General features: G+C 47.7%; 20 protein-coding genes. 14 read left to right on the forward strand and 6 right to left on the reverse strand.

Going from position 1 to position 25,324, the window contains the following annotated elements; genetic code table 11:
- Positions 1–114 precede the first annotated feature (114 nt).
- Complete coding sequence (gene kbl, locus QZT80_RS20700; RefSeq protein WP_295126614.1) at positions 115–1,317, reverse strand: glycine C-acetyltransferase; 1,203 nt, start codon at positions 1,315–1,317, stop codon at positions 115–117.
- A gap of 304 nt (positions 1,318–1,621) precedes the next feature.
- Here kbl and QZT80_RS20705 point away from each other — a divergent pair, with 304 nt between their 5' ends.
- From QZT80_RS20705 to QZT80_RS20730, 6 genes are all read left to right on the forward strand, one after another.
- Positions 1,622–2,107: a sigma-70 family RNA polymerase sigma factor gene (locus QZT80_RS20705; RefSeq protein ID WP_295126617.1), complete on the forward strand. Its 486-nt coding sequence runs from the start codon at positions 1,622–1,624 to the stop codon at positions 2,105–2,107.
- Positions 2,108–2,148: 41 nt separating this feature from the next.
- Positions 2,149–3,213 (forward strand): hypothetical protein, encoded by a 1,065-nt coding sequence (locus QZT80_RS20710; protein WP_295126619.1) that lies wholly within the window; start codon positions 2,149–2,151, stop codon positions 3,211–3,213.
- 24 nt (positions 3,214–3,237) lie between these two features.
- On the forward strand, positions 3,238–4,167 hold the full coding sequence (locus tag QZT80_RS20715) for an outer membrane beta-barrel protein (RefSeq protein ID WP_295126621.1): 930 nt from the start codon (positions 3,238–3,240) through the stop codon (positions 4,165–4,167).
- Positions 4,168–4,332: 165 nt separating this feature from the next.
- A complete protein-coding gene (locus tag QZT80_RS20720) occupies positions 4,333–7,263 on the forward strand; it encodes a pitrilysin family protein (protein ID WP_295126624.1) in 2,931 nt (976 codons plus the stop codon).
- A gap of 115 nt (positions 7,264–7,378) precedes the next feature.
- The gene (locus QZT80_RS20725) at positions 7,379–7,927 is read left to right on the forward strand and encodes a murein L,D-transpeptidase family protein (RefSeq protein WP_295126626.1); all 549 of its coding nucleotides are present in this window, start codon (positions 7,379–7,381) and stop codon (positions 7,925–7,927) included.
- Between the two features lie 250 nt (positions 7,928–8,177).
- Entirely contained in the window at positions 8,178–8,672 is a 495-nt protein-coding gene (locus tag QZT80_RS20730) for a hypothetical protein (RefSeq protein WP_295126629.1), read from the forward strand.
- A gap of 38 nt (positions 8,673–8,710) precedes the next feature.
- Here the strand turns inward: QZT80_RS20730 and acs are convergent, their stop codons facing one another.
- Together acs and QZT80_RS20740 are read right to left on the reverse strand one after the other, a co-directional pair.
- A complete protein-coding gene (acs, locus tag QZT80_RS20735; RefSeq protein ID WP_295126631.1) occupies positions 8,711–10,624 on the reverse strand; it encodes an acetate--CoA ligase in 1,914 nt (637 codons plus the stop codon).
- Positions 10,625–10,713: 89 nt separating this feature from the next.
- The gene (locus tag QZT80_RS20740; RefSeq protein WP_295126634.1) at positions 10,714–11,865 is read right to left on the reverse strand and encodes a hypothetical protein; all 1,152 of its coding nucleotides are present in this window, start codon (positions 11,863–11,865) and stop codon (positions 10,714–10,716) included.
- 114 nt (positions 11,866–11,979) lie between these two features.
- On the opposite strand from QZT80_RS20740, the gene QZT80_RS20745 reads away from it, so the two are divergent.
- Positions 11,980–12,321 carry a DnaJ domain-containing protein gene (locus tag QZT80_RS20745; RefSeq protein ID WP_295126637.1) on the forward strand — a complete coding sequence of 114 codons (342 nt, stop codon included), beginning with the start codon at positions 11,980–11,982 and terminating at the stop codon, positions 12,319–12,321.
- Between the two features lie 62 nt (positions 12,322–12,383).
- Here the strand turns inward: QZT80_RS20745 and QZT80_RS20750 are convergent, their stop codons facing one another.
- Together QZT80_RS20750 and QZT80_RS20755 are read right to left on the reverse strand one after the other, a co-directional pair.
- Positions 12,384–12,665 carry a hypothetical protein gene (locus QZT80_RS20750; protein WP_295126640.1) on the reverse strand — a complete coding sequence of 94 codons (282 nt, stop codon included), beginning with the start codon at positions 12,663–12,665 and terminating at the stop codon, positions 12,384–12,386.
- Positions 12,666–12,767: 102 nt separating this feature from the next.
- On the reverse strand, positions 12,768–13,010 hold the full coding sequence (locus QZT80_RS20755) for a hypothetical protein (RefSeq protein WP_295126642.1): 243 nt from the start codon (positions 13,008–13,010) through the stop codon (positions 12,768–12,770).
- Positions 13,011–13,135: 125 nt separating this feature from the next.
- Between QZT80_RS20755 and QZT80_RS20760 the strand changes: the two genes are divergently transcribed.
- The 7 genes from QZT80_RS20760 (at position 13,136) to QZT80_RS20790 (ending at position 23,894) form a co-directional block, all read left to right on the forward strand.
- Positions 13,136–13,798 carry a helix-turn-helix domain-containing protein gene (locus QZT80_RS20760; protein WP_295126645.1) on the forward strand — a complete coding sequence of 221 codons (663 nt, stop codon included), beginning with the start codon at positions 13,136–13,138 and terminating at the stop codon, positions 13,796–13,798.
- 276 nt (positions 13,799–14,074) lie between these two features.
- Complete coding sequence (locus QZT80_RS20765) at positions 14,075–14,491, forward strand: hypothetical protein (protein ID WP_295126647.1); 417 nt, start codon at positions 14,075–14,077, stop codon at positions 14,489–14,491.
- Between the two features lie 200 nt (positions 14,492–14,691).
- A complete protein-coding gene (gene carB / locus QZT80_RS20770; protein ID WP_295126650.1) occupies positions 14,692–17,508 on the forward strand; it encodes a carbamoyl-phosphate synthase large subunit in 2,817 nt (938 codons plus the stop codon).
- Positions 17,509–17,666: 158 nt separating this feature from the next.
- Positions 17,667–19,739, forward strand: coding sequence for a ComEC/Rec2 family competence protein (locus tag QZT80_RS20775; RefSeq protein ID WP_295126653.1), 2,073 nt, complete (start codon positions 17,667–17,669; stop codon positions 19,737–19,739).
- A gap of 15 nt (positions 19,740–19,754) precedes the next feature.
- A complete protein-coding gene (gene purH / locus QZT80_RS20780; protein ID WP_295126656.1) occupies positions 19,755–21,269 on the forward strand; it encodes a bifunctional phosphoribosylaminoimidazolecarboxamide formyltransferase/IMP cyclohydrolase in 1,515 nt (504 codons plus the stop codon).
- A gap of 553 nt (positions 21,270–21,822) precedes the next feature.
- Positions 21,823–22,407, forward strand: coding sequence for a sigma-70 family RNA polymerase sigma factor (locus QZT80_RS20785; protein ID WP_295126659.1), 585 nt, complete (start codon positions 21,823–21,825; stop codon positions 22,405–22,407).
- On the forward strand, positions 22,404–23,894 hold the full coding sequence (locus QZT80_RS20790) for a carboxypeptidase-like regulatory domain-containing protein (RefSeq protein WP_295126662.1): 1,491 nt from the start codon (positions 22,404–22,406) through the stop codon (positions 23,892–23,894). The genes QZT80_RS20785 and QZT80_RS20790 overlap by 4 nt, the downstream gene beginning before the upstream one ends.
- Here the strand turns inward: QZT80_RS20790 and QZT80_RS20795 are convergent, their stop codons facing one another.
- On the reverse strand, positions 23,895–25,271 hold the full coding sequence (locus tag QZT80_RS20795; RefSeq protein ID WP_295126664.1) for a LutB/LldF family L-lactate oxidation iron-sulfur protein: 1,377 nt from the start codon (positions 25,269–25,271) through the stop codon (positions 23,895–23,897).
- Positions 25,272–25,324 lie beyond the last annotated feature (53 nt).

Below are 25,324 nucleotides of genomic sequence, written 5' to 3' on the forward strand. Positions count from 1 at the left end.
ATTCTATTAAACGTCCGTTGCGTCGCACCCTTCAGCGGCAACAAGGCGACTGGTCAAAACAAAAAGGGTCGTTCTGTATAGAACAACCCCTTACTCCATTTATCAATTTTAAAATCAAACAGCTGCTTTGTCTTTAATTACGCCCAGTTCGAGGCCCACTTTGGTAAAGGCTGCTATCGCCTTATCCAGGTGTTCCTGCTCGTGACCTGCGCTCAGTTGCACGCGTATGCGGGCCTGGCCTTTAGGCACAACGGGGTAAAAAAAGCCGATCACGTAAATGCCTTCCTGCAACAGTTTGTCGGCAAACTGTGCGCTTAGTACGGCATCGTACAGCATTACGGGAACGATTGGGTGGTCGCCGGGCTTAATGTCGAAGCCGGCTTCCGTCATTTTACTGCGGAAGTATTTGGTGTTTTGCTCCAGTTTATCACGCAGTTCGGTCGTTTCGCTCAGCATGTCCAGCACAGCAATAGAAGCGCCTACAATGCTGGGTGCCAGCGAGTTAGAGAACAGGTAAGGACGGCTGCGCTGGCGCAACATGTCGATCACCTCTTTCTTTCCACTGGTAAAACCACCAGAAGCGCCGCCCAGTGCTTTACCGAGGGTGCCGGTGATAATATCTATACGGCCCATTACACCACAGTATTCGTGGGTACCGCGTCCTGTTTTACCCATAAACCCGGAGCAATGACTTTCGTCGATCATTACGATGGCATCGTATTTATCGGCCAGGTCGCATATTTTACCCAGTTGTGCTACGGTGCCGTCCATGCTGAAAGCACCATCGGTAACAATAATGCGGCTGCGCAGGTGTGCCGATTCCTGAAGTTTGGCTTCCAGGTCGGCCATGTTGTTATGTTCATAACGGTAACGCTGAGCCTTACAAAGGCGCACACCGTCGATGATGGAAGCGTGGTTGAGTGCGTCGGAGATGATAGCGTCCTGCTCGTTAAACAGGGGTTCGAATACACCGCCGTTGGCGTCAAAGGCCGCTGCGTACAAGATGGTATCTTCGGTGCCGAGGAATTGGGCGATCTTAAGTTCCAGTTCGCGGTGAATATCCTGGGTGCCGCAAATGAAGCGTACGCTGCTCATGCCGTAACCGCGGCTGTCGAGCGCCTTGTGAGCGGCCTCCAGCACTTTAGGGTGCGAGGAGAGGCCCAGGTAGTTGTTGGCGCAGAAGTTAATAACGGTTTTGCCATTTACTTCTATTTCGGCGCCCTGGTCCGAATTGATAATTCGTTCCCTTTTATACAACCCTGCGGTTTCAATCTCTTTCAGCTCCTGGTTAATGCGTGTTGAAAAGTTCTGGTTCATGATAGCGGCTTTATGACCTTGTACAAAGTTAGAGGATAAATGTATCCAGATATTCCATGGCAGCCCCGGGCTTTCTGCGAATTGTAAAAAAGTTTGACCCATATGTAACATTTAAGAGCCGCTTTGCGTCATATAATTATCATTACTGCTTGTAATTGCCTGCCGCCATTACCGTACTCTACATAAAAGGTGTTGATTATCTGGTGTTTAGCGCTTCTGGTATGAATACACGAATGTTTGGTATAAGCAGGATGCAGGATATAAATGTATTTGTCGGAACTTTGCACAATAGTCAATACCCGGGATGACGGAAAAAGAGTACAACAAATGCGTTGATCTGTATGCCGATAATCTTTTTCGCTTTATCGTAAAGAACCTTGAGCACGCGGAAGATTCGAGAGATGTGGTACAGAACGCATTTGAGATTTTATGGAAGCATTGTAGTGATGTGCCTTTAGAAAAGGCCAAGAGCTACCTGTTTACCGTAGCGTACCATAATATGATCGACCATGTGCGGAAAGTGAAGCGGATAACGCTGGTAGATCAGTTTAAGGAAGAAGACCGGGTATCGGACCATAAGGTGCACAATGCCCGGAATGTGCTGGAAGGAGCTTTAAACCGGTTGAGTGAGGTGCAGCGTTCGTTGATTATGCTGAAGGATTATGAAGGGTATAGTTATGAGGAGATAGGAGAGATCATGCAATTGAACCCCTCGCAGGTTAAAGTATATTTGCACCGGGCCAGAGCGCATTTGAAGGATTACCTGGTAAGAATGGATAACGTGATATAAACGGAGGATAAATGCCGGCAACGGCGTCAAAATAAAGTAAGATGTCCATCGACATTAACATATCAAACTACGAATCGTACCTGCTGAGCTACATAGATGGCGAGCTGGCAGGCGACGAGCTGGCTGCCCTGGAGGTATTCCTGGAGCGCAATCCTGCCGCACGGCAGGAACTGGCGCTGCTGGAAGCTACCAGGTTAAAGCCGGAGGCCGGGGCGTTCAGCTTCGGCAACAAAGCCATGCTTTACCGCGGTGGTGCCATCAATACCAACAACTATGAGAGTTATCTTTTAAGTTACCTCGACAATGAACTGTCGGCCGAAGAACATGGCCAGTTCGAGCAGTTCATGCGCCAGCATCCGCAGGTGAAGCAGGAAATGCTGTTATGGAACGCTACCCGCCAGTACCCCGATACCTCGGTAGTGTTCGAAAACAAGTCCAGCCTGTACCGCCAAACCGAAGCGAAACAGCGCAAATTACGCCCTGTGTACTGGTGGTCGGCCGCAGCTGCAGTGGTTGCAGGCCTGCTCATATGGCAACTGCCTCAGCCGGGCAATGCGCCTGCTACCCCGGTAGCGCAGCAGCAGAACAAACCTGCCACCGAACAAACCGCCCCGGCAACAATCCCTGCCAAAGCGAGTGAGGTAAACAAGCAAACCGATGCCGCTATTCTTGCTGCTGCTGAAAACATCAGCGCACCGAAGAGTCGCATCACCCCCAAAACTACCGCCCCTGTAACAAAGGAGCCGAAAACAGACAATAAGGCCGCAACACCGGAACAACGCAGGGAACAAACAACGGCGCCTGTAATAGCAAGCGTTACAGCCCCCGAGCGCCAACTGGCCACTACGGACATTGTGAATAAGATAGAGAATGAGAAGAAGACTACCAACATTGCCGCAGGAACAGAAAGCCCGAGGCCAGATGTAAAAGAGCCCGCCATAGCGGCCGTTACCCGGGAAGATAAAACCCAGGAAGCTACCGTGGCCGCAGCTGCCCCCGCGCCCATACAGGGCGAACTGATTATGTCGGTGAGCAGCTCGGGCGAATCGAAACTGATGAATGGTGTAACGAACGTAGCGCGCTTCTTTTCAAAGAAAAGAAAATGATAAAAGCAGATTTCAATTACCGATATGAAGTATAAAATTTTACTCGTGCTGGCCATATTGTTTATGGCATCAGATGGAATGGCACAGGTACAAACGGATACCGTGCAGATCAAAGGGCTCATCATTGTTAAAAACAAGGATACGAGAGGGCGTTCCAACTACAAATTTTACCAGGATACGGTGTACCAGAAAAACAAACTGAAGAAAAACCTGCATACCAAATGGCTGGTGTTCGACTTTGGGTTTAATAACTACGCCGACCGTAGTAAGTACAACGAAGCGACTGCGCTTAACTTTTTTGCACCAGTTACGAATATTGGCAGCAGTGGTTATTTCCTGGAGCAACAGAGCGTAAATAAGTCGTACGATTATTCTGCTACAGGGCTCAATACCTTCGCCCCCCGTAGTGCTTCTTCGCCGCTCACGCCGTCAGAATTTAAACTGCTGCCCGGCAAATCGGTCAATATTAATGTTTGGCTGTTCATGCAGCGGCTTAATTTGTACAAACACAAATTTAACCTGCAATACGCACTGGGTATGGAGTTTAATAACTACCACTTCGCCCGAAACATTAGTTACCTGCCAGGTTATCCTACTGTTATCGTTCGCGATACCGTACAGTTTTCCAAGAACAAATTATTTGCGCAGTACCTCACTGTACCGCTCATGCTTAACTATACTTCCAACCCGCTTCGTCCGGGCCGTGCATTTAAGGCCAGTTTCGGTGTTCAGGGCGGTTACCTGCTTAAATCGCGTACTAAACAAATCAGCGAAGAGCGGGGCAAGATCAAACGTACCGACGACTTTAACCTGAACAAGTGGAAGGCCGGATTTACGGGTGAACTGGGTTACGGACCGGTAAAACTGTATGGTAACTTAGCATTCACCCCACTGCACGATTACGGGCTGGAACAATATCCTTTTGCAATAGGTGTACGCCTGAATGGTTTTTAACCTTACAAGATAAATTGAATATACAATGAGGCCCGCCCGCAGCGGGCCTTTTGTTTTTTAACCACTTATCCGGCCGTATACCATAATTTCCTGCTTTCGGTGTTTATATTGATTCCGGGAGCCTATATTTGGAAAATCTTAAAATCCAAAAACAACCACCAATTTATGAAAACGTTCAAACTGCTCTTTGTGATGCTGTTTGCCGGGGCTGTACACACCACCGCCCAGGCTCAGTGGAAAGAGGCTTCGTCGGGCGGCTATACCTACAAGTATATCGCCAACGACCCCATGAAGGCGAGGTTTTATACGCTTAAGAATGGTCTTACCGTTATCCTGAGCGTCAATAAAAAAGATCCCCGGATCCAGACACTCATCGGCACCCGCGCAGGCAGCAACAGCGATCCTGCCAACCACACTGGTCTGGCCCACTACCTGGAACACCTCCTGTTCAAAGGCACCGATAAATATGGCTCACTCGACTGGGCAAAGGAAAAACCTTACCTGGACAAAATCGAAAGTCTGTACGATACCTATAATCAAACTACCGACGAGGCAAAACGTAAAGTAGTTTACCACCAGATCGACAGTTTATCGGGCCTGGCCGCTAAATATGCGATTGCCAACGAGTACGATAAAATGATGACCGGCATGGGTGCGCAGGGTACCAATGCGCACACCTGGGTAGAAGAAACGATTTACGAAGAAGATATTCCTTCCAATGCGATCGATAAATACCTTACGGTGCAGGCAGAACGTTTCCGCAGCCCGGTGTTCCGCATCTTCCACACCGAACTGGAAGCGGTGTACGAGGAAAAGAACCGTGGCCTGGATAACGACGGCCGTAAGATGTACGAACTGATGTTGGCTACGTTGTTCCCTACACATAATTACGGGCAGCAGAGTACCATCGGTACGGTAGAACATCTTAAAAATCCTAACCTGAAAGCCATCCGCGATTTCTACAACAAATGGTATGTTCCCAATAACATGGCCGTTGTGATGGCAGGCGACTTTGATCCGGATTATGTAATTAAAAGCATCGACAAGAAGTTCGGCTACATGAAGGCAAAGCCGGTTACTGAATACAAAGCCGCTCCCGAAAAGCCCATTGCAGCGCCTATCGTGAAAGAAGTATTTGGTCCGGATGCAGAGAACATCAATATCGCTTACCGCCTGCCCGGCGCACTGGATACTAAATCCAGCGTAGTGGCAACGGTTATTTCGCAGGTACTCTCTAACGGAAAGGCCGGTTTATTCGATCTTAACCTGAACCAGCAACAGAAATTGCTGGGTGCCGGTGTACAGCAAATGAACTGGAAAGATTACACCGTGTTTACCCTCACCGGTCGCGCCAAACAGGGCCAAACACTGGATGATGTAAGAGACCTGCTGCTTGCCCAGATCGAAATACTGCGTAAGGGCGAGTTCGACGAATCGCTGATCAAAGCGATCGTCAATAACTTTAAACTGTTCGAGATCCAGGGCCTGGAAGATAACAACAACCGCGCTACCAGCCTGATGGACGGTTTCATTAAACACAGAGGTAAAAACTGGAATTACGATGTGGCCTTTATCGATGATATGAGTAAAGTAACGAAGAAAGACATCGTAGACTTTGCCAACAAATACCTCGGTAACAGTTATGTGCTGTTGTACAAACGTAAAGGCGAAGATAAAAGCATTGTAAAGGTGGATAAACCGCCGATTACGCCGGTAGAAGTAAACCGCGATGCACAGTCGCCCTTCCTGCAAAGCGTATCCGCTATCCCGGCCACGCCTGTACAGCCACAGTGGCTGGATTACAATAAAGACATTCAGAAAGGAAAGATCGGCGCTGCCGACCTGTTAACCGTTCAGAATACAGACAATGGCCTGTTCCGTTTGTACTACCGTTACGAAGTAGGTGGCTGGAACAATAAGAAACTGGCGCTGGCCGCTTCTTACCTCAGCTTCCTCTCTACAGATAAATATTCTGCGCAGGATATCAGCCGTCAGTTCTATAACATTGCCTGCTCCTTCAACGTATCGGCGGGTACAGAATATACTACAGTAACTATTTCCGGCCTCCAGGAGAACTTCGATCAGGCAGTAGCACTGTACGAACACGTGGTTAATAATTGCAAGGCAGATGAGGCTGCACTGGCAGCATTGAAGAACAGGCTTAAAAAAGGTCGTTCGGATGCCAAGCTAAATAAAGGACAGATTATGCGCGGCCTGGTGAGTTATGCCATGTACGGCGCTAAAAACCCGTTCAACAACAGTCTTTCCGACGCAGAGCTGGACGCACTTACGGCGAACGAACTCGTGGACTTACTGCACGATCTGAACAATATCAAACAAACGGTGATCTACTACGGTCCTAAAACTGCCGCAGCGGCCACTACCGATATTCAAAAACTGCATGCTATTCCTGCCAGCTTCAAAGAAGCGCCAACCGCTGTTAAATTCGCCAAAACATCCCAGGCGCAGAACCAGGTATTGTTTGCCGATTACGACATGGTGCAGTCAGAAGTAAACTGGATCAGGAATGCCACTGCTTACGACCCAACAGCTACGCCGGTGGTAGAACTTTTTAACGCTTACTTCGGTGGCGGCATGGGTTCTATCGTATTCCAGACCATCCGCGAATCCAAAGCACTGGCTTATTCTACCTACGCCGTATACTCCGCCCCCAGCAAAAAGGACGACCAGTATGCAGTAGTTGCTTATGTAGGCAGCCAGGCCGATAAAATGGGCGATGCGATCGGTGGTATGAACGAATTGCTGAATGTACTGCCCGAATCTGAAAAAGCACTGGAAACGGCCAGGTTAAGCATTAAGCAGGATATTGAAACACAGCGCATTACGCAGGACGGTATCATCTTCAGCTACCTCGAGGCGCAGCGCCTTGGCCTTGATAAGGACCTGCGTAAAGACACTTACGCGGCCATTAACACCCTGGGCTTTGCCGATGTGAAGAAGTTCCACGATGCCAACCTGGCTAACAAGCCTTACACTTATTGCATCGTTGCGTCCGACAAAAACGTAAAAGCCGACGATTTGAAGAAAATCGGTGATGTAAAGAAATTGTCACTTGAAGAAGTATTCGGTTACTAATACATTGAAATTAAATCATATACGGGGAAGTGGGGCTATTGTCTCACTTCCCCGTACTTTTTTATCACAATAATTGTTTGCGGCCCCGCGTTATTCTCAATGATTTTAACTCCTTATGAAGAAAATGATGTGGTACTGCCTGTTGGTGTTAATTTTCCCACTGAGCAGTTTTAACAACGAAAACGACTTGTATACCGTCCGTCTCAATCCCTCTTCTATTGATGCCGATAAGGTGTTTTTACTGGTGGATAAGAGCGAATACAGGATGTATTTGTATGAAGATGTAACCTTGATCAAGATCTACAAAGTAGTGTTTGGTAACAAGGATATGTCGGACAAGCAAATTCAGGGCGATCGTCGTACACCCGAAGGCACTTTCCGTATTCTCTCCAAACGGATAGATAATCGCTGGAACCGTTTTATGCTGCTCGATTACCCGAATGCAGCATCTTACGAGAAGTCGCGCAGCCGCGGACTGTCGGCTAATACAGATATTGGCGGCGGCATTGGTATTCACGGTGTGGAGTCGGCTTCGGGCATCAACGATTCTTATGTAGAACAGCGTATTAACTGGACGCTGGGCTGTGTGAGCATGAAAGACAGGGATGTGGCGGAGTTGTACAATATTATTAAAGTAGGAACGCCTGTAGTGATCAGGCGATAAGGATATTTCAAACAACAGTGTAATACGAGTGCAGTTTGGGTGATTATCCACTGCACTTTTTTTGTAGTTAATTGAGATGTTGTTTTGAGTATGTTTGTGGCCGGTCCCATACGCCCAATGGCCCTTACCTGTTAACCATAACCCGCGTCCAGGATAGGTTTTAGCCGTTTGTTGAACAAAAAGACCAGTAGCAAAAACCAATGCGTAAAACAGCTCGTACATGTTGGTAGTACGCACCAAACATTCTTATATGAAAATTGTATCGACCCTGAAGATGGCCATTGTGTTACCCATACTGTTCGCCACCCTTTTTATTTCCTGCAGCAGAGAAGAAGACCCGGATATGGCTTCGAGGAATTATTCATTTGGGTTTAATACAGGTGCTGTAGGCGACGCTTATGTGGGTACACATCCTAAAACAACTGCCATGCAGGTTACGGTGGAAGAGTTGCCCGGAAATAAAACGAAGCTGCTGGTGTTGCTTACCAATACGCTAAACGGGAAAATATACAATGTGCATTTTAACGCCGCTACGCCTGGGGGCAGCAGCCTGTTCGAAGCATCACCGAAATACACCATCGCAGTAACTGGCAATGGTATTACCGCAGCGGGTAGTGTTGTTGTTACAGAGTCTTATAGCTATATCACCGGCACCTGGAAGGGTTACGCTATTGTACACGATCCCGAGCAAACGTTCAGCGTCACCAACTTCAAAACATTCCTTATTATCGACCACTTTAACTAAAAGAAAAATGCCGCCCCCTGGAGGGACGGCATCAGTATTTATAATCTTCCCTGCTTAATATCATCTACTACACCGGGATCTAACAGTGTGCTTGTATCGCCCAGGTTCTCTGCATCACCTTCTGCTATTTTACGCAGTATGCGGCGCATGATTTTGCCGGAGCGTGTTTTAGGTACGCCGCTCACAAACTGTATTTTATCCGGTTTGGCAATTGGGCCAATTATGCGGGATACGGTTTGCAGGATGTCTTTGCGGGTAAGTTCCTGGTCGTGTGTTTGCTTTTCCAGGATCACGAAGGCGTAAATGCCCTGTCCTTTAATGTCGTGCGGATATCCTACTACAGCGCTTTCCACTACGCCATGGTGCATGTTGATCGCATTTTCTACTTCTGCCGTGCCAATACGGTGGCCGCTTACGTTCAGTACATCGTCCACACGTCCTGTAATGCGGTAATAGCCGTCCTCGTCGCGGGTACAACCATCACCGGTGAAGTACAGGTTATCGTAAGTGGAGAAGTATGTTTTGCGGCAGCGTTCATGATCGCCATAGGTCGTGCGTAACATGCCCGGCCATGGGAACTTGATACAAAGGTTGCCGTTTACGCCGTTACCTTCTACTTCTTTACCATTTTCGTCTACCAGTATAGGTTGTATACCGGGCAGCGGCAGTGTGGCAAAACCTGGCTTTTCGGGTGTTATGCCGGCAATAGGTGTAATCATAATTCCGCCGGTTTCCGTTTGCCACCAGGTATCAACGATCGGTGCTTTGCCTTTACCAATATGATCTTTAAACCAATGCCATGCTTCCTCGTTAATAGGTTCACCTACCGATCCGAGTTTGGTAATGGAACTCAGGTCCTTATGGTTTACCGGTCCAAGACCAAAGCTCATCAGGCTTCTGATAGCTGTAGGGGCAGTGTATAAGATATTAACCCGGAATTTGTCAACGATGTCCCAGAAGCGGCCGGCATCAGGGTAGGTGGGTACGCCTTCGAACATCAATGTGGTAGCGCCGGCGCTCAACGGGCCATACACGATGTAGCTATGGCCGGTTATCCAGCCGATATCCGCCGTACAGAAGTAAACCTCGCGGGGCTGGTACTGGAATGTATTTACGAACGTGTAGTTGGAGTAAACCATGTAACCGCCGCAGGTATGTACCACCCCTTTGGGTTTGCCTGTAGAGCCGGAAGTGTAGAGGATGAAGAGCATATCTTCCGCATCCATTTCTTCGGCAGGGCAGGCCGGGTTGCCCATGGTTTCTACTTTTTTGATCTCATCTTCCCACCAAACATCACGGCCTTTGAGCATGCTCACGGGCGTGCGGGTGCGGGTGCAAACGATTACGCGCTTTACTGAGGGGCAGGCCATCAGCGCATCGTCGATCACCGATTTTAAGGGAATATCTTTTGCGCCGCGGAATGCGCCGTCGCAGGTAATTACCACGTTACATTGTGCATCCTGTATACGGTCGGCAATAGATTGTGCGCTGAAACCGCCGAATACTACCGAGTGGATAGCGCCAATGCGGGCACAGGCCAATACGGCAATCGCCAGTTCGGGTATCATACCCATATAAATACAAACGCGGTCGCCCTTTTTTACGCCATTGTTCTTAAGTACATTGGCAAACTGACATACTTTGTTGTAAAGGTCGCGGTAGGTAATAACGCGGTGGTGTTCTTCCGGGTCGTTGGGTTCCCAAATAATCGCAGGCTGGTTACCCAGCGTGCCCAGGTGGCGGTCAAGACAGTTTTCGGTAATGTTCAGCTTCGCGCCCTGGAACCATTTAATTTCCGGATCGCGGAAGTTCCAGTCCAGTACCTTGTCCCACTTTTTTCTCCAATAAAAATGATCTGCTATGTTAGCCCAGAATCCCTCAGGATCTGTAACGCTGTCGCGCCAGGCTTGCTGATATTCTTCTATCGATCGTATTTGATACGGATATGACATAGATGCTTCCCTAAAAGGTTTTGTAATAGTTTTATAACGAGAGGCTAAATTTAGGAAAGATCTATGAGGAATAATAGTGTTGCCGCAGGTTAATTGGCTAACTGTTTCATCCTGTCGCGCACGAAGCGGTGAATGGCCGAATCCTGTGCGTCCTCGGGTTTGGCGCGTACAAAATACTGGTGATAGTATTTTTTGGCTGCCAACACATTATTGAGGTGCTGGTCGTAAATCCGGCCAATGCTATATTGGTGGATGGGGTTTTTGAAAAGATAATATGCAGTATCGAGGTGGTTGATGGCTGTTTTGTATTGTTTCAGCTGCTCGTAATTGTCGGCAATGCCGGCGTAATAGTCGCCAAGGTTTTTCGATTTGGCCAGGCTTACACACTGCTGCAGCAGTTGGGTGCTTTCTTCATATTGCTTCAAGGCGCTCTTTGCCAGGGCTGCATAGTAAATGACCGCTTCGGGTGTCTGGTTCATGAGGGCCATGTATCCGTACACCTTCGAACATTGTTCGTACTGACGGTCGTAGTAGCTGGCAGCGATTACATAAGTAAACACAGTGGGCGATACAATGTGTGTTTGCATGAGGTACTCGCCGAACAGGCCGACCCGTTTGTATTGTTTCTGAAAATACGCCGATTTAACCGCGGCTGCCACTACCGTGAATTGGGAGGAGTCGATGGCGAGGTAGGCGTTCAATACGCTGTCAGCCTGCACAAACATCTTTCTTTCAACAAATGAATTACCCAGGTTGCCGATCGTTTTGCCATCTTTCGGATTGAGCCGGGCGGCTTCCTTCAGGAAGCTAAAGGCCGAATCGGGCTTCTGTGCCTCGGCGCAGGCGGTGCTGAGCAGCTTGTGGTATAGGGCGCTTTGCGGTTGCAGGGCAATGAGTTTAAAATAGTGTGGAATGGCCACTTCCGGCTGGTCTTTCTGCATCCAGATGTTACCCAGGTAAAAATGTGCCTGCAGATTGCCTGAGTCGAGTCCGAGTACTTTTTCATAGATACTTTCGGCGGCAGGCAGTTGCGACGACATGAAATAGAAATAGCCGAGCGTTGACAGTTGTTTCGGGTTCTCCGTGTCTATCCTGTCTTTCAGGTAGGTGGCAGCGAGGTCGTATTGCTGGTTCTGCATGTATTCCATTACTACCGACTGGTTCAATGAGTCCTGCATTTGTGCAGAAGCGAAACAGGGGAGCACGAGGGTGGTTATAATGCTGAGTAGTGTTGACTTCATGGCTGTTTATTTTCGTATCGTCAATATATAACTAATTTATTAGTTTTTAAAAGAAGTTTTTAGTTTGATCGGAAATTGTGCTGCCTGGCTTAGCTTTACATAGTAACTGGGAGAATGAAAAACTATTATACCATACTGGGTATTTCTTCCACTGCGGATGCATCAGAAATAAAGAGCGCGTTTCGCAGGTTGTCCAAGGTGTACCATCCGGACAGGCATCGGGGAGAGGGGGTATGGGAGGATGAGTTTAAGAATGTGAGTGAGGCGTATACCGTATTGTCTGATGCAGGCCGCCGGGAAGTGTATGACAGGAGGTTGTTTGCCTGGGCGGCCGGGGTGTATACACCTTCAGAGGAGGTTGTTCCGGTTCGCAGGTCGGGTGTTAATATTCGTTACCTGGTAGCAGCGGTGCTGCTTTTAACCATTATTACTTTACTGCTGCTGATAAATTATTGATAAGGGGGCTGCATTTAATGCACAGCACCCCTTTTCGTTTGGCAATATTACAACCGGTCGGCCTATTCTTCTTCTTCATGTGCCGGGGCTATAATGGTAATCATGTTTCTTATTGGAGCTTCTACGGATAATTCCTGGTAAAAAAGCATTTTGGTGTTTCCCTTGTTGGGAAGCTGTACGGCGTGTGTTTGTTTACCCGTGGTAAAGTGGTTTACGCAGCCGTGAAAAGTAATATTGATGTTAGAAATACTTCTTCCGCCGGCTTCATGTAAGGTTTTGATGAACTGGGAAACAATGGAGCGCAGTTTTTCTTCAGGAATGGATGTGTCCTGTAAGGTATGCATCGGCAATGATGTTTGGTGAACAAATAATGTTTGTGGATGGATAGCTGGAGTATGAAGTGGCAGGCAGTTGGGTGGCTTTCGGTACTTTACAATAGTGTGAATTTAGCGGGTACGGTGTTTTTCGTTTTGTTCCGCTGCGCTTTTGAGCAATATTTCGAGGACTGCGAGGATTTTATCTTTTTCGGCATTACTGAAAGTGTTCTTTCCTTTCGCTTTCCTGTAAAACGTAGCCTCGCTCCAGCCGCACTCTTCACAGATGCTTTCCCTGAACGTTCTTGCCAGGTTAAGTAAGCGTGTGTGCGTGTCCTGAAGGAAGTTACTGGATGAAATCTTTTTTACTTGCATATTGACGCTTTTTTTGTTGAATTGACAATGTTGCAATCCTTTTGTAAATAAAAATCTTATATTGATAGTAAGATTATCACTTTTAAAGTTGATTTAATACACAATTATACCAAAATTTATTTACATTGAATGTTGATCAAAAAAATATTATCAACGAAGGTGCGAGATTGAAGCAGGTGCTTAAAGACAAGGCAATCAAAGTGATAGACTTCGCTAAGCGCGCGGGTTTCAGCAATCAGATCGCTCATTATTATCTCCGTCAGGAGTCAATAAAAAGAACGACACTTGTGGGGTTTTGTGAAGTGCTGGGTATTTCTCTGGAGCAGTTTTACAGCTGGAACCAGGTGATTAAAATCGATGCTGAAGACTTGCACCAGGGCAAGCGGCTGGCTACGCTCATCGACCAGAAGGGGATAAATAAAACAAAGCTGGCGGAGCGTATCCGCTTAAGCCGCCGTGCGCTATATAATTTGCTGGAACTGGAAACACTAAGTGCCGAACAGCTTCGCAAAGTGCTGTCGGGACTGGATATGACGGTAAACGAGTTTCTTAATCCGGGTGGTTTTTATGACGCTGGTGTAGAATATAACGAAGCATTTAACTGGCGCGAAAAATATTACGGCAGCCTCGAAGATTACAAAAAGTTAACCCAGGCGCACCAAATGTCACAACACCGTGCAGAGCTGGAACTTGCGCAATTACGCGCAGAAAACGAGCGCCTGAAACTACAGATGGAGGAATTTAAAAGGGAACTGGCTAAACTCAGATCTCAGCCGCCGAAAGATTAGGTATCCTTACAAAACAAAAATGCTGTCATCTTTCACGACAGCATTTGACGGGTCTCATAGGTTATAGGGATTGAGGGTATTGTTTCTTTATATCGCTAACGGGTAAACGTAATAATCGTTAAACGGATGCAATATATTTTTCATATTGGGATTTTGCATATTTAGCCCGGAATTTTATTTGCAATATGCGGAAAAACATTTTTCGGGTTGATTATTACGTATTTCCGGAATATTTATATATATTAGAGTTTCGATATATCTAAATTTACCTGTCCTATGAAAAAGAGCATCCTTTCCCTATTTGCTTTCCTGTGTTTATTGGTGGGAAATGCCAGGTCTGGCGATACTGAGCCTAAAGACTTTGAATCATTCTGGAAGAAGCTGCACTCCGCTATTATCAAAAAAGATTATACTACACTAAGCCAATTCGTTGAGTTTCCTTTGATCGTTGAGGGAAATAGGGAAGCTTCCGGTACACAAACCGTGAAAAAAGATGGTTTTCCTGAGTTTTTCAGCGGCTACCTGTCGCGCACCAGCGAGGACATGACGCGTTACGATTTGTTGCGTGCCAAGAAGGAATTAAGCGAAGAGGATCTCACACTTATTAACGATGGCTCCGCTACGATCGACGACATGGAATTCCAGAAAATCGATGGTCGCTGGAAATTAGTCTACATTTATGCTAATAAATAAGTAACCGGCGAAACGTACGCTATTGCTTCATATGATATCATATAGGTATAAGAAAAAATCTACTACTATCTTTATTCTGGTACTTTCTTAAAATTAATGCGGTGAAAAACTTTTTTATCCCGTAATTTTGCACGATTTTTTTGTTCGCTGGGGCAGGGAGATCAAAGCTTAGGTTTTTCATTTTTCAATCGCAATAAGAAATGCCCATAGACACCTCTATCAAGTCTGTTTTAATTATCGGTTCGGGTCCTATTATTATTGGTCAGGCCTGCGAATTTGACTATTCCGGTTCTCAGGCGGCACGTTCGCTCAGGGAAGAAGGGATTAAAGTGATATTGATCAATTCTAATCCCGCCACGATCATGACCGATCCTATGATGGCGGATAAAGTTTACCTGCTGCCGCTAACAGTAGAAAGTATTGAGCAGATACTGGAAGAGAACCAGATTGATGCCGTATTGCCTACCATGGGTGGCCAGACTGCACTTAACCTCTGTATGGAGGTTGATGAGCTGGGTATCTGGGAGAAAAATAACGTTCGCCTGATCGGTGTTGACGTTAAAGCGATCAAAAAGGCAGAAGATCGTGAACTGTTTCGTCAGTGGATGATCGAGATCGGCATTCCGGTAGCGCCTGCAAGAACGGCTAACTCTTTCCTTGAAGGCAAGGAGTTTGCCCAGGAAATAGGCTTCCCGCTGGTTATACGCCCCTCTTTTACCCTCGGTGGCACCGGAGGAGGTTTCGTACACTCCCGCGAGGATTTGGACGAAGCATTGGACCGTGGCCTCAAGGCTTCTCCTATCCACGAAGTGCTGGTAGAAAAAGCCGTACTGGGTTGGAAAGAGTTTGAGCTGGAACTGCTGCGCGATAAAAACGACAACGTAGTGATCATTTGTACCGTGGAGAACTTCGATCCCATGGGTATACATACTGGCGACTCCATCACGGTAGCGCCTGCCATGACCCTGAGCGACACTGCTTTCCAGGACATGCGTAACAAAGCGATCAAAATGATGCGCGACCTCGGCAACTTCGCCGGTGGTTGTAATGTTCAGTTCTCTCTCAATCCTGAGAACGAAGAGCTGATCGCCATTGAGATCAATCCCCGCGTAAGCCGCTCTTCTGCACTGGCCTCCAAAGCCACTGGTTATCCTATCGCTAAAATCGCTGCCAAACTGGCGATCGGTTATACGCTGGATGAACTGCAGAACCAGATTACCAAAACTACTTCCGCTTACTTTGAACCGGCACTGGATTACGTGATCGTAAAAATGCCACGCTGGAACTTCGATAAATTTAAAGGTGCCGACGATACATTGGGTCTGCAAATGAAATCGGTAGGTGAAGTAATGGCTATCGGCCGCACTTTCCCCGAAGCATTGCAAAAAGCCTGTCAGAGCCTTGAGAACGATGCTATCGGTCTGGGTTACTACGGCAAGTCGCTGATGAAGAACGAGCAGTTGATCGAAAAGCTGAAGCGCCCCACCTGGGATCGCGTGTTCCGCATTAAAGACGCGCTCATGGAAGGTAACTCCGTGAAAAAGATCCATGAAATGACCTATATCGACCGCTGGTTCCTGAACCAGATCAACGATATCGTGATCATGGAGAAAAAATTGATGGAGTACGAATTGAGCGATGTGCCTGAGTTGTTGTTGAAAGATGCGAAAACAATGGGTTTCTCCGACAAACAACTGGCCATCTTCTTTGGTAATTGCGAAGAGGATGAAGTGTACGAAAAACGTAAAGCACTCGGCATTGTGCGTACCTATAAAATGGTAGACACCTGCTCGGCTGAGTTTGAAGCGAAAACACCTTACTTCTACTCTACATTCGATTCTGAGAATGAAAGTAAAGTGAGCGATAAAAAGAAGATCATCGTACTCGGTTCCGGCCCTAACAGGATTGGCCAGGGTATTGAGTTCGACTACTGCTGTACACACGGTTTGCAGGCTATCCAGGAAAGCGGTTACGAAGCTATCATGGTAAACTGTAACCCCGAAACAGTATCTACCGACTTCGATATGGCTAACAAGCTGTACTTCGAGCCGGTGTTCTGGGAGCACCTGTGGGAAATCATCGAGCTGGAAAAACCAGAAGGTGTGATCGTTCAGTTGGGTGGCCAAACAGCATTGAAGCTGGCGAAAATACTTACAGAGAAAGGTATCAAAATCATTGGTACGTCCTTCGATAACATGGACATTGCCGAAGACCGCGGCCGCTTCTCTGACATGTTGAAAGAACTCGGTATTCCTTACCCTAACTACGGTACGGCTTATAATACAGACGAAGCGATCGAAGTAGCAAAAGAAGTAGGTTACCCGGTACTGGTGCGCCCTTCTTACGTACTCGGTGGTCAGCGTATGCGTATCGTAATTAACGAAGAGGAACTGGAAGATTCAGTAGTTAGCCTGCTGAAACACCTGCCAGGTAACAAAATCCTGATCGACCACTTCCTGGACCGTTGCCAGGAGGCGGAAGTAGATGCCATCTTCGACGGCGAAAACTTCCATGTAATGGGCGTGATGGAACATATTGAGCCTGCTGGTATCCACAGTGGCGACAGTAATGCGGTATTGCCCGCGTTTAACCTCACTCCGCTGGAGGTTACCACCATGGAGTACTACTCAGAGAAAATAGCACGTGCGCTGGATATTCGCGGCCTTATCAACATTCAGTTTGCCATTAAAAACGGCCAGGTGTTCGTGATCGAAGCCAACCCACGCGCGTCCCGCACCACTCCGTTCATCGCTAAAGCATACCAGGTACCTTACCTGAATATTGCCACCAAAGTGATGATCGGCGCTAAAAAACTAACCGACTTTACCATCGAGAAGAAGCTTGACGGTTTCGCGATCAAAGAACCGGTGTTCTCCTTTAACAAGTTTCCTGGTGTAAACAAGGAACTCGGCCCTGAAATGAAATCGACCGGCGAAGCTATTCGTTTCATTAAAGACCTGCGCGACCCTTACTTCAGAACTTTGTACAAAGAAAAAAGCATGTACCTGAGCAAATAATACTGTTCAGTAAGGATAAAGGAAAAGGCCTGCTTCGTAAGAAGTGGGCCTTTTACATTAAGTGACACTGGAGATATTCTCTAGTGAAACCGACAATTTCTCGCCTCCGCGAATGCATGAATTGATCTAATTTCATGTGATCAAAATTTCAATCACTAATGTTTGTTAACCCTTTTAAACGTGCTCCTTTTGTGCGTTTGTTGCCGCCGCTTATTGCAGGCATACTTTCGCAACACTATTTTCAATGGCCACTGTTCGCGTTGTTGATAATACTGTTCGTTGTTTTGCTTGCGGTGGCAGGCGTCAACTACTTCGCACCTAAAATCCGGTTCTCTCTTAAAGCAGGCCAGGGGCCAGCGGTGTTTTTATTGATTTACCTGCTGGGGCACCTGGTCCTGTATTTTTATGACGTGCGTCACAACCCGCAGTGGTTCGGGCATGTTTTGAATGACAGTACGGCCTTGGTGGTTACTGTACAGGAGCCGTTGGTTGAAAAGAAAGCCTCCTGGAAAGCCATAGCTACCGTAACGGCGCAGGCAGGGGCTGGGTTGATGCAGTTGCACGCCGGCACAGTGATATTGTACTTCGCAAAAGATTCAGGTCCTCCGGCGGTGGGATATGGAAGTCGGTTGCTCGTCCGTAACAAGCTGCAGCGGATACGAGGGCCGGGTAATCCCGGAGCGTTTGACTATGCAGGCTACTGCGCCAGGGCAAACATTTTTCACCAGGCCTATCTGCGGACGGGCGACTGGCAGGCTTTGCCGGGACGGGGAGAGTATGTGGTGACGAAATGTTTGCTAAGGGCCAAAGCATATTGTTTAGATGTATTGAGAAAATACGTAAAAGGGCCGGCGGAGGCCGGCATCGCCCAGGCCTTACTCATCGGGTACCGGGAAGAGCTGGATAAGGATGTAGTGCAGGCATATACTAATACAGGAGTGGTACACATTATCGCCATTTCGGGTTTGCATCTGGGGCTTATTTATGTTAGTCTTTTATGGTTGCTGAAGTGGCTGCCGGATAAGAAAAGTACGGGCTGGCTGAAGGTATTAATCATTCTCATCGTGTTATGGGGCTTCTCTATTATTACAGGCGCGTCTGCCTCGGTGTTACGCTCTGCGGTAATGTTCACTACCATTGCCATCGGGCAGTTCCTGATAGCACGGCATACGAACATCTATAACACACTGGCGGCTTCGGCCTTCCTGTTGCTAAGTTACAATCCTTATTTTATTGCTGACGTAGGCTTCCAGCTCTCTTACCTGGCGGTGTTGAGTATACTGGTTTTCTATAAGCCGCTTTATGAACTATGGGATATCAGGAATAGGTGGGCAGACAAATTATGGCAGATGGTAGCGGTATCACTGGCTGCGCAGTTGCTGACGGTGCCGGTTTGTCTTTATTACTTTCATCAGTTCCCCAACTTGTTTTTGCCGGCTAATCTGATTGCTGTTCCCATGTCCACAATCGTGCTGTATGGCGAAATTTTCCTGGTGATGTTTGGCGGCCTCACGCCAGTGGCTACACTGTTGGGTAAGGCGGTAGAATGGGGCATTACCTTGATGAACGGTTTCATTGAGTGGATTAACAGGCTGCCGTTCGCCGTAACAGATAATTTGTGGCTAAACGGAACAGAAGCGCTGTTGTTGTATTTGATTATTGCGACGATGGCAGTCTGGTGGCTTATGAAGATGAAGTATGCACTTGTTGCAGGTATCGGCTGCTGGCTGCTGTTGGCCGGCGTGCATAGTTACTGTTTTTGGGAGGCACAACGCCAGCGGAAGATAATTGTATATAATATACCGGCGCAAACCGCTATCGGCGTCGTTAACGGTCAGCGCCAGCAACTGTTGGCGGATAGTTTACCCGTTTCTCTGTATGGTTACAATGTGCGCCCGGCACAACTGCTGTACAGGATGAAGGAGGGGAGGGTGGAGGGGCTGTTCTTATCTGGAAACGTCATTCAATTTTATAATGTGAGGATAGCGATGGTGAGCCACAGGCTTAATTATCAACGTTCTTCCCACAAATTAAAAACGGATTATATTTTGCTTTCACATAATCCACCAGTAACAATCAGCCAGTTAGCCGAACAATATGAATTCTCTGCCGTTATAATTGATGCATCTAACCAGGCAAGACGTATTCAAAGCTGGAAAAATGACTGCAAGGCACTAACTTTGCGCTGCTTTTCGGTCCCGGATGAAGGGGCCTTCGTTTTAAATCTCTAATAATTATTTCCATTCATGCAAAAGCAAATTAAATCTGCATTGATCTCCGTTTTCTATAAAGACAACCTGGAGAATATTGTTAAGAAGCTCGGTGAGCAAGGCGTAACTATCTATTCCACAGGCGGAACTCAGCAATTTATTGAAGCGCAGGGTGTGAAATGCGTAGCGGTTGAAGATCTTACCGCCTATCCTTCTATCCTCGGGGGCAGGGTTAAAACCCTTCATCCGAAAGTATTCGGTGGTATCCTCGCCCGTCGCGAAAACGGTCAGGACCTCGAACAATTGAAGCAGTACGAGATTCCTGAAATCGACCTGGTAATCGTAGACCTGTATCCCTTTGAAGAAACGGTAAAAAGCACCAAAGAAGAACAGACTATTATTGAGAAGATCGATATTGGTGGCGTATCCCTGATCCGCGCTGCAGGTAAAAATTTTAAGGACGTAGTGATCGTGGCGTCGAAAGACCAGTATGCCGACCTGGAGCAGGTGCTTACAGATGGCAATGGTGCTACTACCATCGAACAACGCAGGAGTTTTGCGGCTAAAGCTTTTGAAGTATGCGCGCATTACGACGTAGCCATCTCTGGTTATTTCCTGAACAACGAGCCTTCTGCTTACTTCCAGGTATCGGCTCCGCAGGGCCAGGTGTTACGCTATGGCGAAAATCCACATCAGCAGGGTGTTTTTTATGGTAACCTCAGCGAATTGTTTGATAAGTTACATGGTAAGGAACTTTCCTATAATAACCTGGTAGACGTAGACGCTGCTCTTCAGCTGATCAATGAATTCTCAGAAACGACTTTTGCCGTAATCAAACATACAAACGTATGTGGCGTTGCATCTCGTCCAACACTGGAAGAGGCATGGCATGCTGCATTACAGGGAGATAAAGAAAGTGCTTTCGGTGGTGTACTGGTTTGTAACAAAGTGGTGGATGCAACAACTGCAAAAGCGATCACTGAAATCTTCTTTGAAATCCTGATCGCACCCGGTTTTGAAGCCGATGCACTTGAAATTCTGCAGGGCAAGAAAAACCGCATCCTGTTGCAGCAAAAGCAACCGGTACAGGCTAAATACATGTACAAAAACGTATTGAACGGCGTACTGGTGCAGCAGAACGACGAAGGCAGCCACATCGAATGGAAAGAGGTGGGAGCCGCTCCGTCAACCGAAGCACAGAAATCTGACCTGGAGTTTGCCAATATCATTTGTAAGCACCTGAAATCAAATGCCATCGCTCTTGTTAAAGATCGCCAGCTGGTAGGTAAAGGCTGTGGCCAGACTTCCAGGATCGACGCATTAAGGCACGCGATCGAGAAAGCCCACCAGTTCCAGTTCGAACTGAAAGGTGCAGTAATGGCATCGGACGCGTTCTTCCCGTTTGACGACTGTGTACGCATCGCAGATGAAGCTGGTATTACTGCTGTAATTCAGCCAGGAGGTTCTATCCGCGACAACGATTCAATTGAATATTGCAAACAGCACGGTATGGCAATGGTGGTAACAGGCATGCGCCACTTCCGCCACTAACCGACGTTAGTAATGATATGACTGGCCGGGAGGCACGGGATTACAGCTTAGCCGGTTACCGGCTGCTGAGATCCTGTGGTTCCTGGCCAGTTTGTTTTCGACCGGGTGCGGGATTAACCTCCTTCGACAGCTTAACCATTCTTCAAGCTAGTTGGAACTCTTAACATGCTTTCCAAATTTTCCTGGCGGTGCAGCGCATTGCCGCTCTTTTGCAAATCTATCACTACCATAATTCCACGTTTAATATCCGAGATAAGATTTATTGCAAACCGCAGGTGTAGGAAACAGAGATGTCAAACATGCACTACGCGAAGTTGGTAAGCGCCTCCCTGCCCATGAGGCACAGGTGGCAGAAGTAGCCGGCTGCTGTTGACCAGCCAGTTAGAGATGCATTATACCGAATTGCAGAATCAGGCTGGCGTTGTATCCTCCTTATGGTTATTCCCCAACCAACTGAGATTCGCAAATCGCCCATCTTCCTGCCCATTTTGCACAAATATTACCGGAAATTTTATACTATTGCCACAGACAGATGAATTTTTTGCGCCAACATATGAGGCCAGAGGCCGATGATGCAGTATTGATCAGGGAGTACAAGGCCAACGGCCATCTGGACACCCTGGCGGCACTGTACCAGCGTTACATGGACCTTGTATATGGCGTATGCCTCAAATATCTCGACCCCGAACCGGCAAAAGACGAAGTAATGCTAATTTTCGAGGAACTGATCGTAAAATTGAAACAGCACGAAGTGCAGAACTTCAAGAGCTGGTTGCACGTCCTTACCCGTAACCACTGCCTCATGAAACTTCGCTCCGCCAAAACCCGCGAGGGACTCGAGGTTTCTATGGAGGACAGACCACTTATGGAAACCGGGGAAAATTTACATCATGAACAGGGAAATGGCCTCAGTCTTGAGAAGAACCTGCAGGTTATGGAGAAATGCCTCGATACGCTGCCGGAAGAGCAAAAAAGGAGCGTAGACCTGTTTTATCTCCAGGAAAAGAGCTACCGCGAGGTGGAAGAATTGACCGGGTATGACATCAAAAAAGTAAAAAGCTATATACAAAACGGCAAAAGGAACCTGAAGCTGTGCATGGATAAACAGGCACTTAAAGCAGAAGGAGGTGTGAAATGACAGAACAGCACAAACATATGGAGCCCACTGCAGAACTCATCCGGTTGTACCTCGAAGGTAAACTGGATGATAAAACAATGCACGCCCTGGAAAAACAGGCGCTCGACGATCCATTCCTGGCAGAGGCACTGGACGGATTTGCCGAAGCTCCTGAAGCCGCGGCGGGTCATCACCTGCAAGACCTACAGGCTCGTTTGTCGCAAAGGGTGTCGGGTAAAGCCGCGCCTAAAGTACGCCGCCTAAACTATTACTGGGCGGCAGCGGCTGCCATGCTCATTTTCATCTCTACCGGCCTATACATGTTCATGAACCCGGCCAAGGAACGCAGTCCCCTGGCAGTAAATAAACAATTTAAACCAGATACTGCCGCAGCAGGGAGTGCTGTTCCGGAAGATCTAACCAATAATGTACCTCCTGCAGCGGAATCAGAAGCCGCTCCCGTGACTACGTTTAAGACTCCTCCGGCTACCCGGGCAGATGCCGTGCAGGGTGCTACAGTGGCTAATGTACCAGTTACAGAGGTAGCCGTTAGTGAAGCAGAGGCAGACAAACAGGATCTTGTGGCCATGCTAAAGGAAAAACAGGCGGCGAAAGAAGAACATCGCCTCGAACACGCAAAAATGAGAGCGGTGGCGATGGATGTGCGTAGAGATTCGCTTGCCTATAACAAGGCTTTCGCCTTCTCTGTTGACGGGGCGAAGGCTGACTCGTTTCTCTACAAAAATAAAAATCTGTCCCTGTCCGCAAAAACCGCTGGCGATTCTTTGACAGCCAAACCAGGAAGAGGATATCTGGGGGTGCTGGAAGACAAGGCAACTGGCGTAGCAGCAGCCAGCAGCGTTCCGGCTCCGCTACCTCTTAAACGTAATGTACGGGGAGTTGTAACAGATATGAACAAAATCCCGCTGCCCGGCGTGTCCGTCAGGGAAAAAGGATCTAATAACTGGGCACTTACTGACGAACAGGGCCGATTCTCGCTTAAGCTCGATAGCAGCAGGCAGTCGGATCTCACCCTGGCTGGTATTGGTTACAACCCGAAAGATCTGAAGATAAATCCGCAGCAAAATAACCTGAGTATTAGTCTGAACGAGAATGCCGCTGCACTGAACGACGTGGTAGTAGTTGGGTATGGAGCTAGGAAGAAAGCGCTCAGCAGGGCAAAAGTAGCCGCCGAGCCAGAAGATGGTTTTGAGGAGTTTAATGACTATCTCGCCAATAACGTCCGGTACACTACCCAAATGAGCCAGGCGAATGTAGACGACAGCGTGGAAGTTTCATTCGATGTTAATTCCGATGGCACTATTGGCCAGTTTAAGATAGAGCGAAGCTTACACGCGCCAAAAGACATTAACAAAATAGCCCACGCCGAGGCTATCAGGGTTATCAAGGATGGCCCTAAATGGCTGCCGGCCTCTAAATCGAAGAAGAAGGTGAGGGTGAAGGTGTTTGTCCCTTTCCGCCGTAAAACCGCCGAAGCGAAGGAGTAGTTACTTTTTCCGCTCTTTCCAGAGCTGGTTAAATGATTTGGCTGCAAATACAGGCATCTCGCGATCGCTGCCCCATGCTTTACCAAACAATCTACCCACTACCAGGTTTTTAATCCTGCCACCCGCAATGTTCATCATTTTCCGACTCAGACAGGCTTGTTTCCAACCATACCATCCCAGCTTTTCGCCGCCGGACGTATGATTTTCATCTACCGCTTTACTACGGTTGTGGAGTAATAACTCGTGCAGGTTGATACGTACGGGGCAAACTTCGGTACAGTTGCCGCAAAGTGAGGAAGCAAAACTAAGATGCACGTATTCGTCCATACCACGCAGGTGTGGAGTAATAACTGCGCCTATCGGTCCGCTGTACGTGGTGCCGTAGGAATGACCGCCTACATTTTTATATACAGGGCAGGCGTTAAGGCAGGAGCCGCAGCGGATACAGTAAAGCGCCTCGCGGGCTTCTACATCATTAAGGATGTTCGTACGGCCGTTATCCAGCAATATCACATACATCTCTTCCGGACCATCGGTTTCGCCTTCCTGGCGTGGACCGGTAAAGATGGTGTTATAAGAAGTTACTTTCTGGCCGGTACCAAAAGTAGCCAGCAAAGGCCACAACAGCGCCAGGTCGGTCATTGCAGGCAATACTTTCTCAATGCCCACGATAACAATATGAGTTTTAGGAAAAGCAGTAGTTAAACGGGCATTACCCTCGTTTTCAGTAACCGCGATACCACCTATTTCCGGGATGATAAAGTTGGCGCCGGTAACACCTACTTCGGCCTGAACGTATTTCTGCCGCAGCTTTTCGCGTGCTACCAGGGTTAACTGTTCGGGTGTGAGAGATGGGTCGGTGCCGAGTTTTTCGGCAAACAAACGGGCCACGTCTTCTTTACTTTTGTGCATAGCCGGCGTAACGATATGGTAAGGCGGTTCTCCATCCAGTTGTTGGATGTATTCGCCCAGGTCCGTTTCCACGCTTTCTATGCCGTTCTGCTCCAGGAAATGATTGAGATGGATTTCTTCGGTGGCCATCGATTTACTCTTCACCACCGTTTTACAGTTCTTTTCACGGCAGATGTTCAGGATTTCCTGCTGCGCCTGTTCGGTCGTTTCGGCCCATAGTACTTTGCCTCCACGCTTTATAAAGTTCATCTCGAAATCCTCGAGATATTTATCCAGGTTTTCGATGGCTCTCCACTTGATGTTCTTCGCGCGCTCACGTGCCATGGGCAGTTCGGCAAACTGGTGTTTACCATTTTTCACCGCCGCATTGTACTTTCCGATGTTGAAGTTGATGGTGCTGCGATGTTTGAGGTCTGCAGCTTTCACCTCACTCTTCTCCAAAAAAGTGCTTGCCGTCTTATTCATATTGTTTGGGTAGTATCGATGCGTAAAGATAGAGAACTTTCATGTAGCAACAG

The organism is uncultured Chitinophaga sp., assembly GCF_902168175.1.
In the GTDB taxonomy this organism is placed as follows: Bacteria; Bacteroidota; Bacteroidia; order Chitinophagales; family Chitinophagaceae; genus Chitinophaga.

Excerpts from the sequence above, each read along its gene's own strand:
- purH (WP_295126656.1), top strand. The coding sequence starts at position 19,755 with ATGCAAAAGCAAATTAAATCTGCATTGATCTCCGTTTTCTATAAAGAC.
- QZT80_RS20750 (WP_295126640.1), bottom strand. The coding sequence starts at position 12,665 with ATGCATACCTTACAGGACACATCCATTCCTGAAGAAAAACTGCGCTCC.
- QZT80_RS20710 (WP_295126619.1), top strand. The coding sequence starts at position 2,149 with ATGTCCATCGACATTAACATATCAAACTACGAATCGTACCTGCTGAGC.
- QZT80_RS20755 (WP_295126642.1), bottom strand. The coding sequence starts at position 13,010 with ATGCAAGTAAAAAAGATTTCATCCAGTAACTTCCTTCAGGACACGCAC.
- QZT80_RS20715 (WP_295126621.1), top strand. The coding sequence starts at position 3,238 with ATGAAGTATAAAATTTTACTCGTGCTGGCCATATTGTTTATGGCATCA.
- QZT80_RS20785 (WP_295126659.1), top strand. The coding sequence starts at position 21,823 with ATGAGGCCAGAGGCCGATGATGCAGTATTGATCAGGGAGTACAAGGCC.
- QZT80_RS20745 (WP_295126637.1), top strand. The coding sequence starts at position 11,980 with ATGAAAAACTATTATACCATACTGGGTATTTCTTCCACTGCGGATGCA.
- QZT80_RS20730 (WP_295126629.1), top strand. The coding sequence starts at position 8,178 with ATGAAAATTGTATCGACCCTGAAGATGGCCATTGTGTTACCCATACTG.
- QZT80_RS20740 (WP_295126634.1), bottom strand. The coding sequence starts at position 11,865 with ATGAAGTCAACACTACTCAGCATTATAACCACCCTCGTGCTCCCCTGT.
- QZT80_RS20790 (WP_295126662.1), top strand. The coding sequence starts at position 22,404 with ATGACAGAACAGCACAAACATATGGAGCCCACTGCAGAACTCATCCGG.
- QZT80_RS20795 (WP_295126664.1), bottom strand. The coding sequence starts at position 25,271 with ATGAATAAGACGGCAAGCACTTTTTTGGAGAAGAGTGAGGTGAAAGCT.
- QZT80_RS20725 (WP_295126626.1), top strand. The coding sequence starts at position 7,379 with ATGAAGAAAATGATGTGGTACTGCCTGTTGGTGTTAATTTTCCCACTG.
- kbl (WP_295126614.1), bottom strand. The coding sequence starts at position 1,317 with ATGAACCAGAACTTTTCAACACGCATTAACCAGGAGCTGAAAGAGATT.
- carB (WP_295126650.1), top strand. The coding sequence starts at position 14,692 with ATGCCCATAGACACCTCTATCAAGTCTGTTTTAATTATCGGTTCGGGT.
- acs (WP_295126631.1), bottom strand. The coding sequence starts at position 10,624 with ATGTCATATCCGTATCAAATACGATCGATAGAAGAATATCAGCAAGCC.
- QZT80_RS20720 (WP_295126624.1), top strand. The coding sequence starts at position 4,333 with ATGAAAACGTTCAAACTGCTCTTTGTGATGCTGTTTGCCGGGGCTGTA.
- QZT80_RS20775 (WP_295126653.1), top strand. The coding sequence starts at position 17,667 with ATGTTTGTTAACCCTTTTAAACGTGCTCCTTTTGTGCGTTTGTTGCCG.
- QZT80_RS20705 (WP_295126617.1), top strand. The coding sequence starts at position 1,622 with ATGACGGAAAAAGAGTACAACAAATGCGTTGATCTGTATGCCGATAAT.
- QZT80_RS20765 (WP_295126647.1), top strand. The coding sequence starts at position 14,075 with ATGAAAAAGAGCATCCTTTCCCTATTTGCTTTCCTGTGTTTATTGGTG.